At 66.0% G+C, this 12,894-nt stretch carries 15 protein-coding genes; 8 read left to right on the forward strand and 7 right to left on the reverse strand.

From position 1 onward, the window contains the following. Positions 1–111: 111 nt before the first annotated feature. The 4 genes from ACX80V_RS02605 to ACX80V_RS02620 are packed head-to-tail and all read left to right on the forward strand — an operon-like array spanning position 112 to position 2,195. Positions 112–546: a DUF3099 domain-containing protein gene (locus ACX80V_RS02605; RefSeq protein ID WP_485841825.1), complete on the forward strand. Its 435-nt coding sequence runs from the start codon at positions 112–114 to the stop codon at positions 544–546. Continuing rightward, complete coding sequence (locus ACX80V_RS02610) at positions 543–818, forward strand: hypothetical protein (protein ID WP_058932504.1); 276 nt, start codon at positions 543–545, stop codon at positions 816–818. The genes ACX80V_RS02605 and ACX80V_RS02610 overlap by 4 nt, the downstream gene beginning before the upstream one ends. Continuing rightward, complete coding sequence (locus tag ACX80V_RS02615; protein ID WP_485841826.1) at positions 819–1,712, forward strand: SURF1 family cytochrome oxidase biogenesis protein; 894 nt, start codon at positions 819–821, stop codon at positions 1,710–1,712. A 3-nt stretch (positions 1,713–1,715) separates the two neighbouring features. Further along, complete coding sequence (locus ACX80V_RS02620) at positions 1,716–2,195, forward strand: YbaK/EbsC family protein (protein ID WP_485841827.1); 480 nt, start codon at positions 1,716–1,718, stop codon at positions 2,193–2,195. Between the two features lie 151 nt (positions 2,196–2,346). Here the strand turns inward: ACX80V_RS02620 and ACX80V_RS02625 are convergent, their stop codons facing one another. Next, complete coding sequence (locus ACX80V_RS02625; protein WP_056339851.1) at positions 2,347–3,945, reverse strand: ABC-F family ATP-binding cassette domain-containing protein; 1,599 nt, start codon at positions 3,943–3,945, stop codon at positions 2,347–2,349. 281 nt (positions 3,946–4,226) lie between these two features. On the opposite strand from ACX80V_RS02625, the gene ACX80V_RS02630 reads away from it, so the two are divergent. The 3 genes from ACX80V_RS02630 to ACX80V_RS02640 are packed head-to-tail and all read left to right on the forward strand — an operon-like array spanning position 4,227 to position 6,200. Continuing rightward, on the forward strand, positions 4,227–4,856 hold the full coding sequence (locus tag ACX80V_RS02630; RefSeq protein WP_485841828.1) for a biotin transporter BioY: 630 nt from the start codon (positions 4,227–4,229) through the stop codon (positions 4,854–4,856). Positions 4,857–4,863: 7 nt separating this feature from the next. Then, positions 4,864–5,580 carry an energy-coupling factor ABC transporter ATP-binding protein gene (locus tag ACX80V_RS02635; RefSeq protein ID WP_485841829.1) on the forward strand — a complete coding sequence of 239 codons (717 nt, stop codon included), beginning with the start codon at positions 4,864–4,866 and terminating at the stop codon, positions 5,578–5,580. Continuing rightward, positions 5,577–6,200 carry an energy-coupling factor transporter transmembrane component T family protein gene (locus ACX80V_RS02640; RefSeq protein WP_485841830.1) on the forward strand — a complete coding sequence of 208 codons (624 nt, stop codon included), beginning with the start codon at positions 5,577–5,579 and terminating at the stop codon, positions 6,198–6,200. Before ACX80V_RS02635 ends, ACX80V_RS02640 begins: the two co-directional genes overlap by 4 nt. Positions 6,201–6,225: 25 nt before the next feature. Here the strand turns inward: ACX80V_RS02640 and ACX80V_RS02645 are convergent, their stop codons facing one another. Continuing rightward, positions 6,226–7,428 (reverse strand): thiolase family protein, encoded by a 1,203-nt coding sequence (locus ACX80V_RS02645; RefSeq protein ID WP_485842048.1) that lies wholly within the window; start codon positions 7,426–7,428, stop codon positions 6,226–6,228. A 16-nt stretch (positions 7,429–7,444) separates the two neighbouring features. After that, complete coding sequence (locus tag ACX80V_RS02650; protein ID WP_485841831.1) at positions 7,445–8,851, reverse strand: class I adenylate-forming enzyme family protein; 1,407 nt, start codon at positions 8,849–8,851, stop codon at positions 7,445–7,447. Positions 8,852–8,912: 61 nt separating this feature from the next. Between ACX80V_RS02650 and ypfJ the strand changes: the two genes are divergently transcribed. Next, entirely contained in the window at positions 8,913–9,794 is an 882-nt protein-coding gene (ypfJ, locus tag ACX80V_RS02655) for a KPN_02809 family neutral zinc metallopeptidase (RefSeq protein ID WP_485841832.1), read from the forward strand. A gap of 188 nt (positions 9,795–9,982) precedes the next feature. Here the strand turns inward: ypfJ and ACX80V_RS02660 are convergent, their stop codons facing one another. From ACX80V_RS02660 to sufD, 4 genes are all read right to left on the reverse strand, one after another. Then, entirely contained in the window at positions 9,983–10,315 is a 333-nt protein-coding gene (locus ACX80V_RS02660; RefSeq protein WP_056339832.1) for a metal-sulfur cluster assembly factor, read from the reverse strand. Positions 10,316–10,327: 12 nt separating this feature from the next. Further along, positions 10,328–11,116, reverse strand: a complete 789-nt coding sequence (gene sufC, locus ACX80V_RS02665; protein ID WP_485841833.1) for a Fe-S cluster assembly ATPase SufC — start codon at positions 11,114–11,116, stop codon at positions 10,328–10,330. A 113-nt stretch (positions 11,117–11,229) separates the two neighbouring features. Then, a complete protein-coding gene (locus tag ACX80V_RS02670; protein ID WP_056339825.1) occupies positions 11,230–11,589 on the reverse strand; it encodes a non-heme iron oxygenase ferredoxin subunit in 360 nt (119 codons plus the stop codon). Between the two features lie 16 nt (positions 11,590–11,605). After that, positions 11,606–12,892, reverse strand: a complete 1,287-nt coding sequence (sufD, locus tag ACX80V_RS02675; protein WP_485841834.1) for a Fe-S cluster assembly protein SufD — start codon at positions 12,890–12,892, stop codon at positions 11,606–11,608. Positions 12,893–12,894 lie beyond the last annotated feature (2 nt).

Genomic DNA, 12,894 nt, shown 5'->3' on the forward strand with positions numbered 1-12,894 from the left:
CCGCGGTTGTAAGGGGTGTGATTTTGCTGCCTCCGATCTTAGCCCGCGTTTGGGCGCCACTGACGATGGTGAGAGAATTGAGGCAAGCCTTTGGAGCGTGATCAATCAGCCGTGACCCTTGAAAACCATGCTGGACAGTCCGTGCCCGGAGATCCCGAAAGGTTCTCTGGGGATTCCGGGGTCCACAGCATTACGGACGCGGCGGCCGCCCACTCGGAGGACATGCGCCAGCGCATGATCAAGTACGCGGTGGCCATGGGAATCCGCATGGTCTGCCTCATCCTCATTTTTGTGGTGGACGGCTGGTTCAAGCTCGTAATGGTCGCCGGCGCCGTCTTCCTCCCGTGGATCGCGGTGGTGATCGCGAATGGCAGCGACCAGGCGGAGGTCCACAGCGACTCGCTGCTCGACTCGGCCCCGCTTGCCGAGCTGGAAAGCCCGTATTGGCAGCCGGAACAGGACGACTCCACGTCCGCGGTCATCCAGGGCGAGCTCATTGATGACGACGACGAACCCACGCAAGGACAGGAACGGCGCGCCTCATGAACATTTTTGACCTGGCTGCAGGGACCGCTGGTCCGCCGCCGGCTATGGCGGCCATGTGCTCCCGCAAGGCCTGCCGCTCGGAAGCTTCCTGGCAATTGCTCTGGAACAACCCCAAAATCCATACGCCGGAACGCCGCAAGACCTGGCTTGCCTGCGATGACCACCGTGACTGGCTGGAAGATTACCTCCAGACCCGCGGGCTCTGGAAGGAAACCCTGGTCCTGGATTCGGGGCAGGACACCGGACGGGCGCCGGTAGGGCAGGACGGCTGAATGTACCGCTTCCTCTTTTCCAGCAAGTGGCTGGGATACCTCCTGCTTGCCGCCATCTTTGCCGCTGCCTGCGTCTTCCTCGGCCGCTGGCAGATGGACCGCCGCGCAGAGACCCTCGCGGAGATCAACCGCGTGGTCACCAACTATTCCGCCACACCCATCTCCTTCGACGAGGCGAGGGACGAGTTCTCCGCCCTGGACCCGTCGAAGGAATGGACCCAGGTGGAACTCCAGGGCACGTATGATCCCGACGGCCAGCGGATTGTCCGCAACCGTCCACTGAACGGGCAGCCCGGGTATGAGGTGGTTGTCCCGTTCAAGCTGGAGACCGGTGAAACCGTGGTGATCGACCGCGGCTGGCTGCCCATCGGCAACAAGAACCCGGGCAGTCCTGATTCCATCCCGGCGCCTCCCGCCGGACCCGTGACCGCCGTCGTCCGCCTCAAGCACGGCGAGCCGCAGTTGGACCGCGGCGCCCCCGACGGCCAGCTTGCTTCCATCGATCTCCCCACTTACGCCGACCAACTGGGCTATCCCGTACTCACCGGCGCTTACGGGCAGCTGGCGTCTGAATCTCCCGCCCCCGCTGACATGCCGTTCCCGTTCCCGAAGCCGGCCACCGAAGAAGGCACGCACCTGTCCTATTCGTTGCAGTGGTTCGCGTTTGGGGTGCTGATGTTCGTGGGCTTCGGGTACGCCGCACGGCAGCAGGCCAGGAATGCCGCGATTGACGCCGAGGACGCCGCAGAGGGCGAAAAAGGCTTGACGGATTCGGGCAGTACCGTCCACTCAGCGGCTGCCGCCGCCCGCCGTCGTCCCCCCGTTGCCCGCAAGCGCAAGAAGGCGACCGCCGAAGAAGAGGAAGACGCACTCCTGGACGCGCAGGGCTACTGACGCATGCATAGTGTGGAAGTTGCCGTCCCAGTGGCGAATGTGAAAAGCGCCCTGACCGCGGCCGGTGTCCAGGACACAGTGCGGATCTTCGACACCAAGGTCCCGACGGCGGCTGCCGCGGCTGAGGCGCTCGGCTGCAACGTCGCGGCCATTACCAACAGCCTGATCTTCGATGCCGACGGCGCCCCGCTCCTGATCCTGGCCAGTGGTGCCGCCAAGGTAGACACAAAGCTCGTGGCGGCGCAGCTGGGAACAGGAAAGATCCGCCGGGCCACCGCCACCTTCGTCCTGCACCACACAGGCCAGGAAGTAGGCGGAGTAGCCCCGATAGGCCACCCGACAAAGATCAGGACACTCCTGGACAACTCCCTCAAAGCCCACCAGCTCCTCTGGGCCGGAGCAGGAGACCACAACTCAATGTTCAGCATCACCTACGAACAGCTAAGAAGGATCACAAACGCCGAAGAATTAACGGTCCGCTGAATCGCCCAAAGGTGGCCGGACCGCAAGCGGAGCAGCGTGGGTGATTTATGTAGCGTGCGTCAGAGGCGAGGGACGAGCCAGCACGCGGGAAATCACGCGCGTTGCGGAGCGAACGCGACCCAAGCACCGAACGCAAGCAGGGCCGCCAAGACTAAGCCAGCGTAATCAGGTCCAGGTAGTCTTCGTTCCAGTGGTCCTCGATGCCGTCGGGCAGCAGCACGACGCGCTCGGGGTTCAGCGCTTCGACGGCACCTTCATCGTGGCTCACGAGGACGACGGCGCCGGTGTAGTTGCTCAGGGCCCCGAGGATTTCGGCGCGGCTGGCCGGGTCGAGGTTGTTAGTGGGCTCGTCAAGGAGCAACACGTTCGCGCTTGAGGCCACGATGGTGGCCAGGGCCAGCCGGGTCTTCTCGCCGCCGGAGAGCACACCGGCGGGCTTGTCGACGTCGTCTCCGGAGAACAGGAACGAGCCCAGGATGTTGCGGACCTCTGCGTCGTTCATGTCCGGGGCCGAGGAGCGCATGTTTTGCAGGACGGTGCGGTCCACGTCGAGCGTCTCGTGCTCTTGGGCGTAGTAGCCCACCTTCAGGCCGTGGCCCGCAACGACCTCGCCGGTGTCCGGCTTGTCGACGCCGGCAAGCATCCGCAGGAGCGTGGTCTTGCCGGCGCCGTTGAGGCCCAGGATAACCACCTTGGAGCCGCGGTCGATGGCCAGGTCCACGTCGGTGAAGATCTCCAGTGAGCCGTAGGACTTGCTGAGTCCGTCCGCGGTTAGCGGGGTCTTGCCGCAGGGTGACGGATCCGGGAAGCGCAGGGCTGCCACGCGGTCGGTCGCGCGGACGGCTTCGAGGCCGCCCAGGAGACGTTCGGCACGCTTGGCCATGTTCTGCGCTGCCACGGCCTTGGTGGCCTTGGCGCGCATTTTGTTGGCCTGGTCGATGAGGACCTGGGCCTTCTTCTCCGCGTTGGCGCGCTCACGCTTGCGGGCGCGCTCATCCGTTTCGCGCTGGAGCAGGTAGCGCTTCCAGTTCATGTTGTAGAAGTCGACCTTGGCGCGGTTGGGATCAAGCAGGAACACTTTGTTGACGGTGGCTTCGAGCAGCTCGGTGTCGTGGCTGATCACGATCAGGCCGCCCTGGTGGTTCTTCAGGAACTCGCGGAGCCAGGTGATGGAATCCGCGTCGAGGTGGTTGGTGGGCTCATCGAGGAGCATCGTTTCGGCGTCCGAGTACAGGATCCGGGCGAGTTCCACACGACGGCGCTGGCCGCCGGACAGGGTCTTGAGCGGCTGGTTCAGCAGCCGGTCCGGGAGGGCCAGGTTGGAGCAGATCGCGGCGGCCTCGGCCTCGGCCGCGTATCCGCCGGCGGCCAGGAACTCGGATTCCAGCCGGTCATAGCGGTTCATCGCCTTGCGCTGGATCTCGGTGTCCTCGCTGGCCATGTCCTCATGCGTCTGCTTGAGCTTGTTGACGGCGATGTCCAGGCCGCGGGCGGAGAGGATGCGGTCGCGGGCCAGCTGTTCCATGTCCGGGGTCCGGGGATCCTGCGGCAGGTAGCCGATCTCGCCGCTGCGCGTAACCTTGCCGCCGGCGGGCTGGCCTTCGCCCGCGAGCACCCGGGTCAGGGTCGTCTTGCCTGCGCCGTTACGGCCGACGAGGCCGATCTTGTCGCCCTTGTCGATGCGGAAGCTCACCTGGTCCATGAGGAGCCGGGCGCCGGCGCGCAGTTCAAGATCCTGGACAGTAATCACAGCAGGTAAGGCCTTTCACAACAGGGAAACGCCGCAGCTCAACGGGTGATGTCTGGAAGCAGCCGGCAGAATGGCCGACAGAACGGCCTTTCCAAGTCTACCGGCCTCAGCTTGACCCCATAACCGCAGCACCGCCGTCGTGCGTTGACTCAGCGTTTGTGCCCTGCCGTCAGTCTCGGGCTTCCCGCTTAGTAGGTCCCCTACAAAATGGCGCCCGACGGCGGCCGGTAACGTCAGGATCACCCCATGCTTCGCTTGTACAACCACGACAGGAACACCCCATGAGCCAGACTGACACTGCCGTCAACGGCACCGCTTCCCGCCTCCGGAACCGCTGGAACGCTACCGACTTAGGCCTGATCGCCGTCTTCGCTGCACTCGTTGCCGGCTCCGCCATGGTGCCCGGCATCGCGGCGAACGTGTTCGGCATCCCCATCACTTTCCAGACCCTTGCGGTGATGCTCACCGGACTGATGCTGGGCCCGGGCCGGGGTTTCGCCGCCGTCGGCCTGTACATCCTCCTGGGCCTGGCCGGCCTGCCGATCTTCAGCCAGGGCCGCAGCGGCCTGGGCATCCTGGCCGGACCGTCGGCCGGCTACATCATTGCTTTCCCCATCGCGGCAGCCGTTGTAGGCTGGCTTGCCACCGTGGTGATCCGGCGGACAACACGCGCCCGGGCGCTGTGGTTCTTCGCGTCGGCGATGGTCACCAGCATCGCCGTCGTGCACACCCTCGGAGTTGCCGGGATCGCCCTGAACACCAAAGCGTCGCTAGGTGAAGCCTTCCTCGCAGACCTGATCTTCTACCCCGGTGACGTGATTAAGAACATCCTCGCCGCGGTGATCGCCGTGGCATTGCACCGGGCATTCCCCGACGTCCTGGTCCGCCGGGTGAAGCGGATCAACAACTAGTCCCGCCATGGCAACCATTTCATTCCGGCAGGCATCCGTGGCCGTCGCCGTTGACAACCGCCCGGAACCCAAGTCCCTGCTCCAGGACGTCACGCTTGACCTGACCGAACAGCGCATCGGCGTGATCGGGGCCAACGGGTCCGGTAAGTCCACGCTGCTGCGAATGATTAACGGCCTGGTCCAGCCAAGTTCCGGCTCAGTGTCGGTGGACGGCGCCGACACCGTCCGTGCCGTGCGTGCGGTCCGCAGGCAGGTGGGGTTCGTCTTCACGGATCCCTTGTCGCAGCTGGTGATGCCAACGGGGCGCGAAGACGTGGAGCTTTCGCTCCGCCGCCAGGTCCGCAACGGGGCGGAGCGGCGCAGGCTGGCCGAAGCGGCCCTGGAGCGCCTCGGCCTGATGCCGCTCGCGGACCAAAGCATCTACGAACTCTCCGGCGGTGAGCGCCAGCTGATGGCCCTCGCCGCTGTGCTGGCCGTGAACCCCGCTGTGCTGGTGCTGGATGAACCGTCAACCCTCCTGGACCTCCGGAACCGTGAACTCCTGCGCCGCACGCTGGCCGGCCTCGACCAGCAGATCGTGATGTCCACACACGACCTCGACCTTGCCCTGGAAATGGACCGCGTGCTGGTGGTGGAGGCAGGGCGCGTGATGTTCGACGGCGGCGCGGCGGCAGCCGTGGACGCGTACCGGGCGCTGGTCACCCACGGCCTGGCCGCGCCATGAGAGGGCACGGCTTCCTGCTGGCCAACTACGTCCCGGGGAATTCCGTCATCCACCGGACGCCGCTGGCAGTGAAGTTCCTGCTGGTGGTGGGCTGCGGCCTAGTGTCCTTCCTGGTGGTCGACTGGCTGGTTTCCGCCGCTGTGCTGGCCGCCCTCGGCGTGCTGTTTCTCCTGACAGGCGCCGGAGCCCGGCGACTCGTAAGTGCTGTCCGTCCTGTTGCCGTGGTGCTGGTGGTTATCGGCCTGTTCCAGTGGTGGCAGCTGGGCGGACCCACAGCCGCCCGGATTGTCCTGAACATCATGGTCTGCGTGGTGGCGGCGTCCCTGCTGACGGCCACCACGCCCATGCAGCGGATCCTGGACGGCGTGGTGTCGCTGGCCACGCCGTTCCGCCGCTTTGGCGCGGACCCTGAACGTTTTGCGCTGACCATCGCCATCATGCTCCGCAGCATCCCGTATATCGCCGGCGCCTTTGCAGACGTCAGGGATTCCGCCCGGGCCCGCGGGCTTGAGCGCAACCCGCGTGCCCTCGTGCTGCCAGTCTTCATCACCACCGTGGCCTTCGCCCGTCAGACCGGCGAAGCGCTGGCTGCCCGCGGGCTGGGCGACGCGGAAGACTGACGGGCTGCTGGCAATTTCTTGCTGCTTAGGGGACCTGGTGGGCGCCGGCCAGCAACTCGTACCGCAGCAGCGCGGCCGTGCCCATGCCGCCGGCAATACTGATGAGCGCCAGCGCCAACGATCCAGGATTGCCGGCACGCCGGGCCTGCGCGAGAAGCCGGGTCACCAGTACGGCCCCGGACGCCCCGTAGGCGTGGCCCAATGCCAGCGCCCCGCCGTCAAGGTTGACCCGATCCGGATCAATGCCCAGCTGGTCCAGGCAGGCCAGGGTCTGGGACGCGAAGGCTTCGTTGAATTCCACCAGGTCCACGCTGGCAGCCGAGAGCCCCCTCGCCTGCAGGAGCCGCTCCGCGGCAACCGCTGCGCCGATCCCCAGCAGTTCGGGGTCCACACCGGCGGTGTCCGTGGCCAGCACCAGGAGCCCGTCTGTGGCTCCCAGTTCCCGTGCCCGCTGCAATGAAGTAACGACGACGGCGGAAGCGGCGTCCGCGTCGAAGCATGAGTTCCCGGCGGTGACAGTCCCTCCCGGCACAAAGGCGGGCGGGAACCGCTTGAGAACCGCGGCGGACAGGCCGGGGCGGGGGCCGTCGTCGGCGCTGATGGGTCCAGCGGACGTCTCCAGGGTGGTGATCTCGCCGGCAAAAGAGCCTGCTTTAGCGGCGGCCAGCGCCCGCTGGTGGCTGCGCAGCGCCGAGGCATCCTGCCGCTCCCGGCTGACCGTGAACCGGGCCGCTACGTTCTCGGCCGCGACCCCCATATCCGGGTCGCCGAAGCTGTGCGGCACAAACTGGGCCCGGGCAAAAAAGTCGGGCTCGCCGTCGTCGTTACGGTGGGCCCGCAGCGGAGCCGTGCTGATGCTCTCCACTCCTCCGGCGAGATAGACGGGGTTGCCGCCGGCGGCAACCAGTCGGGCGGCCAGAACGATGGCATCCAGGCCTGACCCGCACTGGCGGTCAACGGTCAGTCCCGGGACACCGACCGGCAGGCCTGCCTCAAGCAGGGCAAGGCGGGCCACGTTGCCGCCGCCGCCCACGGCGTTGCCGATCACCACATCCGTGACTTCTTCGGCCGGCACGTGGGTGTCTGCCAGCAGGTTGACCAGGACCGGTGCGAGAAGCTGGTGCGCACGCAGTTCCTTCAGGGCACCGTTGGCGCGCCGGACCGCGGTACGCCGCGCCGCGATGATCACGGGCTGCCGGTCCGCCGGCAGCACGTCGCCGGGCGGCATGCCATGGGGCAGCAGGTCAGCGGTCAAGGTGCCGCGCCCTGGGGTCCTTGGAGCCGATCCAGTCCAGCAGGATGTTCCGGCTGACCTTGCCACGGTCCGTGGTGGGAAGTTCGGAGAGCGCGAAGTACTGGTGGGGCCTCTTGTCCCGCGGCAGGATGTTTTCGAGTCCCGCCTTGAGCTGCATGGCCGTGACTCCGCCATGGGACGGAACGACGCCGGCGACCACGCGCTGGCCGCGGAGATCATCGGGTATTCCGGCGGCCACCGCAGCAGCCACCCCCGGCACGGCCGCCAGGGCGAGTTCCACTTCGTGCGGATAGACGTTCTTTCCCGATGTCAGGATCATGTCGGCGCGCCGGCCCAGGATGTGCAGTTCGCCGTCGGCGAGGTAGCCCTGGTCCCCCACCGTGAACCAGCCGTTGAAGGAGCGCAGCGCCTGGCCGTCGTCACCCCACAGGTAGCCGTTGCTGACCATACCGCTGCGGACACAGATATTGCCGGCTTCGCCGTCCTGCAGTTCGGAACCCTCATCGTCCAGGATTCTGACGTCCACGCCCGGGAACGGGTGTCCGATGCCTGTTCCCCCGGCGTCCAGGAGCTCCCCCGCCGCCAGCCCCACACCGGAGACAAAGCTCAGTTCGGACGCGCCGTAGTACTCGAAGATGGTGGCGTTCGGCGCCCAGCGCCGTGCCGCTTCGAGGGTGCGTGCGTCCAGCTTCGAGCCGGCGCAGATGATGGTACGGATGCCGGAGGCATCCACGCCGCCGGTCAGGCCGCGCTCACTGAGCAGCCGCAGCATAGTGGGCACGAGGATGAGCCGGGTCACGCCGTCGTGCGTGATGGCGGCGTGGACATCACCGACGTCGAAACTCTCCAGCGTCTGGAATTCAGAGCCGGCGTAGAGGCACTCAGCCAGGGCATAGAGGTTAAGGCTGGCGGACAAGGGCCCGGGCGCGAGCGTGACGTCGTCCTGGTCGAGGCCGAAGAACGCAACGGACGCGTCAAAGGACTGCCGCCAGGACTGCCTGGACCGGGTAAACGCCTTGGGCACTGACGTGGTGTCGGAGGTGAGTCCGATCAGGAACGTCGAGTCCGGCGGCCCGTCCGCCAAGGCATCCGCTGCGGAAACCCTGCCGGGCTTGGCCGACTGTGCCAGCCGTTGAACGATCTCCTGGTGCAGGGACTCCGGCCAGGTCGGGTCCAGGATGGCGCATTGCCGCCGGCCGGCAACGGCTGCGGCGAACCTTGCGGCGAAGTCGACCGAGTTGGCCTCGGCAAGGACGGTGACGGCTGCCGTCTCGGGAAGGGCGGCTGCGGCGGCGTCCCGGAGCTCAGCCCAGCGCAGGCGCCGGCCCGCCACCACCACGGCGGTGTTATGGGGGCGTTCTTCGGCCCAGCGCTGGATTCTATCGAGAAAAGGCATCGTCCCAACTTTACCGGCCGGACGCCGCTTCGGTGGTGCGGCTAAGGGCTATTGTGACTTCATGAGCTTCAATGACAACGTGCAGCTGGACCCTTCCCAGGTCCAGGACCGGCGGGGCATGGGCCGTGGGGCCAAAGTCGGCGGCGGCATCGGTGGCGGAATCGTCCTGCTGATAGCTGTGCTCCTTGGCGTCAACCCCGCCTTGCTCGAAGGCCTGACCGGCGGGGCGGGCACGGCTGATCAGAACCAGGGCACGGCCCCGGCCTGCACCACGGGGGCCGACGCCGACGCGCGGCTGGACTGCCGGATCACCGGCACGGTGAACAGCCTGAACGCGTTCTGGCCGGCGTATCTCCAGCAATACAACGTGCAGTACCCGCAGCCGGAGACTGTGATCTTCGACCAGGCCGTCAACAGCGCGTGCGGGACGGCTTCCAGCGCGGTGGGCCCCTTCTACTGCCCGGCTGACAGCACCGCCTACTTCGATCCCGGGTTCTTCCAGGATCTCGTGGACCGCTTCGGATCCTCGGGAGGTCCCCTGGCGCAGGAGTACGTGGTGGCGCACGAATTCGGCCACCACATCCAGAACGTGCTGGGGTACATCGACCGCGCGCAGCAGGACCCGCAGGGGCCCGAGTCGGGCGCCGTCCGCGTGGAACTCCAGGCCGACTGCTATGCCGGCCTCTGGGTAAAGCACGCCTCAACCCAGCCCGGACCCGACGGCCAGCCGTTCCTGGAACCGATCACCCAGCAGGACCTAAACGATGCCCTGTCCGCAGCGTCAGCGGTGGGCGATGACCGGATCCAGGAAGCCGCCACTGGACAGGTCTCGCCCGAGGCCTGGACGCACGGATCCAGCGAACAGCGCCAGAAATGGTTCTACACCGGCTACCAGACCGGCGACATCAACCAGTGCGACACATTCTCGGCGCCTACTCTCTGATTCCATCGAGGACGACGACGGCCGGCTACCTCCGCTGGGGAGGTAACCGGCCGTCGTCGTACTTTTCATGTCAGGGCCCACGCCATGGGCCCACGCTACCGCGGGGCCCCGATCGAGCTTGCGAGATTGGGGAGGTAGCGGGGAGGGTTCCCTGGCCGAGCGAAGCGAGGCTAGGGAGGCGGTGGGGATCAGATGTTGAAGCCGAGGGCCCGCATCTGGTCCTTGCCGTCATCGGTGATCCGCTCCGGACCCCATGGCGGCATCCACACCCAGTTCAGGCGCCAGTCATCGACGACGCCGTCAAGGGACTTGCCTACCTGCTCCTCGATGACATCGGTGAGCGGGCAAGCGGCCGTGGTGAGCGTCATGTCGATCAGCAGCGCGCCGTCGTCGTCGGAGTACTTCAGGCCGTACAGCAGCCCGAGGTCCACGATGTTCACACCGAGTTCCGGGTCGATGACGTCCTTGAGTGCCTCTTCGACATCTTCGAGGCCCGTGCGGGCCGCATTGATTTCGGTCATGGCAAGTCCTATCTAGGCCTGTGCGGCAGCAGCGATGGTGGCTGCGCCGGCGCCCGTGGCGTAACGGTCGTAGCCTTCGTCTTCGAGGCGGTCAGCCAGTTCCGGGCCGCCCTCTTCGACAACCTGGCCGTCTACGAAGACGTGGACGAAGTCAGGCTTGATGTAGCGCAGGATCCGGGTGTAGTGCGTGATGAGCAGCGTGCCCATGTTGCCCGTTTCGTGTGCACGGTTGACGCCTTCGGAGACAACCTTAAGGGCGTCAACGTCCAGGCCTGAGTCGGTCTCGTCGAGGATGGCGAACTTCGGCTTGAAGAGTTCCAGCTGGAGGATCTCCACGCGCTTCTTCTCGCCGCCGGAGAAGCCCTCGTTGACGTTGCGCTCGGCGAAGTCTGCGTCGATGCGAAGCTGGGCCATGGCCGCCTTGACGTCCTTGGTCCAGGTGCGCAGCTTGGGTGCTTCGCCGTCGATGGCGGTCTTGGCGGTGCGCAGGAAGTTGGTCATGCTGACACCGGGGACCTCCACGGGGTACTGCATGGCCAGGAAGACGCCGGCGCGGGCCCGCTGGTCAACGGTCATCGCGAGGACATCTTCGCCGTCGAGCGTGATGGTTCCGTTGGTGACCTTGTAGCGCGGGTGCCCGGCAATGGTGGATGCCAGGGTGGACTTGCCTGAACCGTTGGGGCCCATGATGGCGTGGGTCTGACCGGTCTTGATGGTCAGGCTGACGCCCTTCAGGATCTCCTTGGTGCCCTGCTCCGTGTCAATGCTGACGTGCAGGTCCTTGATCTCAAGAGTAGACATAGGTCTTGTTCTCCTCTGCACCGCGCCCTCCGGCGGTGGTGCGGTCTGTATCTGGAAGTTTGGTTCTGTTGCTTGGTATTGCTGCTCGCGGCTGATCTGCCCGGTTGATGCTGCTAGCTGAAGTTCGGGGCTTCCGCTCCGTTGAGCACGTTCGTGAAGTCCACGTAGACCTCATCGCCGACGATCTCGACGGCGAACACCGGGACGGGATCGTAGGCGGGCAGCTGGAGCGGCTCACCGCTGCGCAGGTCGAACTGGGAGCCGTGGCCCCAGCATTCGATCATGCAGCCCTCCACTTCGCCCTCGGACAGTGAGATGTCCGCGTGCGAGCAGGTGTCCCCGATGGCGTGGATGTCTCCCATGGAGTCCTTCACGATGGCTACGGGGTAGTCATCGATCAGGATCCGGAGCGCCTGCTTGAGCTGGATTTCATCCGTCTTGCAGACAAATTCGCCCTTTGGCTGGTCAGTCATCTGTTTTCCGCGCCGTTTAGTTGTTCGTCACGGCGAGTTCGCGCTCAACAGCCTCGGTGAGCCGCTCTTCGAGGGCCGGTACCTTGATCTGCTGGATGATCTCGTGCAGGAAGCCACGGACCACCAGGCGGCGGGCAACATCCTCGGGGATGCCGCGGGCCATGAGGTAGAACAGGTGCTCGTCGTCCAGCCGGCCGGTGGCGCTGGCGTGGCCGGCACCCTTGATCAGGCCGGTTTCGATCTCGAGGTTCGGCACGGAGTCGGCGCGGGCGCCGTCCGTGAGCAGCAGGTTGCGGTTGGCCTCGTAGCTGTCGGTGCCTTCGGCTTCCTTGCGGATCAGGACGTCGCCTACCCACACAGCGTGGGCATTACGGCCCTGCAACGCGCCCTTGTACAGCACGTTGGAGGTGCAGTTCGCCACGGCGTGGTCAACAAAGAGCCGCTGCTCCAGGTGCTGGCCGGCGTCGGCGAAGTACAGGCCGAACATTTCCGCTTCGCCGCCGGGGGCGGTGAAACGGGTGGACGGCGTGACGCGGACCAGATCCCCGCCGAGGCTGACCACCACGTGCTTGAACTTGGCGTCGCGGCCGATCTTCGCCTGCTGGGAGGAGGCGTGGACGGCGTCGTCGTTCCATTCCTGGAGCGAGACAACCGTCAGGTTGGCGCCGTCTTCAACAACGATTTCGATGTTTTCGGACACCACGGCCGAGCCCTGGTGGTTCAGGACCACAATGGCCTTGGAGAACTTCTCCGCCACGATCACCAGGTGCTGGGCGGCTGCCTCCGTGGAGGTGCCTTCGATCACAACGGTGACCTCGGTGTCGGCTTCAAACTCGGCCGGGATGGTGATGACGGTGGCTTCGCTGAAGTTCTCCCAGGCGTTGGCGGACACGCGGTCTTCCGGGATGCCGGCCGAACCGATGCGCTTGTCGCCGCGTGCCACGGTCTCAACCGTGATCTGCTCCGGGCCGCTGACGGTGACGGCGGGAGCCACTCCCGCCAGGACCTCGCTGTGCAGGCCGCGCAGGCGCTTGAGGGGGGTGAAACGCCAGTCTTCTTCAAGCCCGGTGAGCGGCTTGAAGTCCGACAGGTTGTACGAGGTCAGCCGGCCGGCGCGTGAGCTGTCTGGAATGCCGACGCCGCCGCCGTGCGAGTGGCGCTTGACGGCTTCGCCGGCCAGCGGGGCCTTGGAAGCGTTCGAGTTGATCGGAGACAGGCTTTCGCCCTCTTCCGTGAAACCGTTAATAAACGGCTGGGCCGAGGGCGCGCCGATGCGGGCCTTTTCAGTAGTGATTTCAGTCATCG

The organism is Pseudarthrobacter arbutini (genome assembly GCF_054510915.1).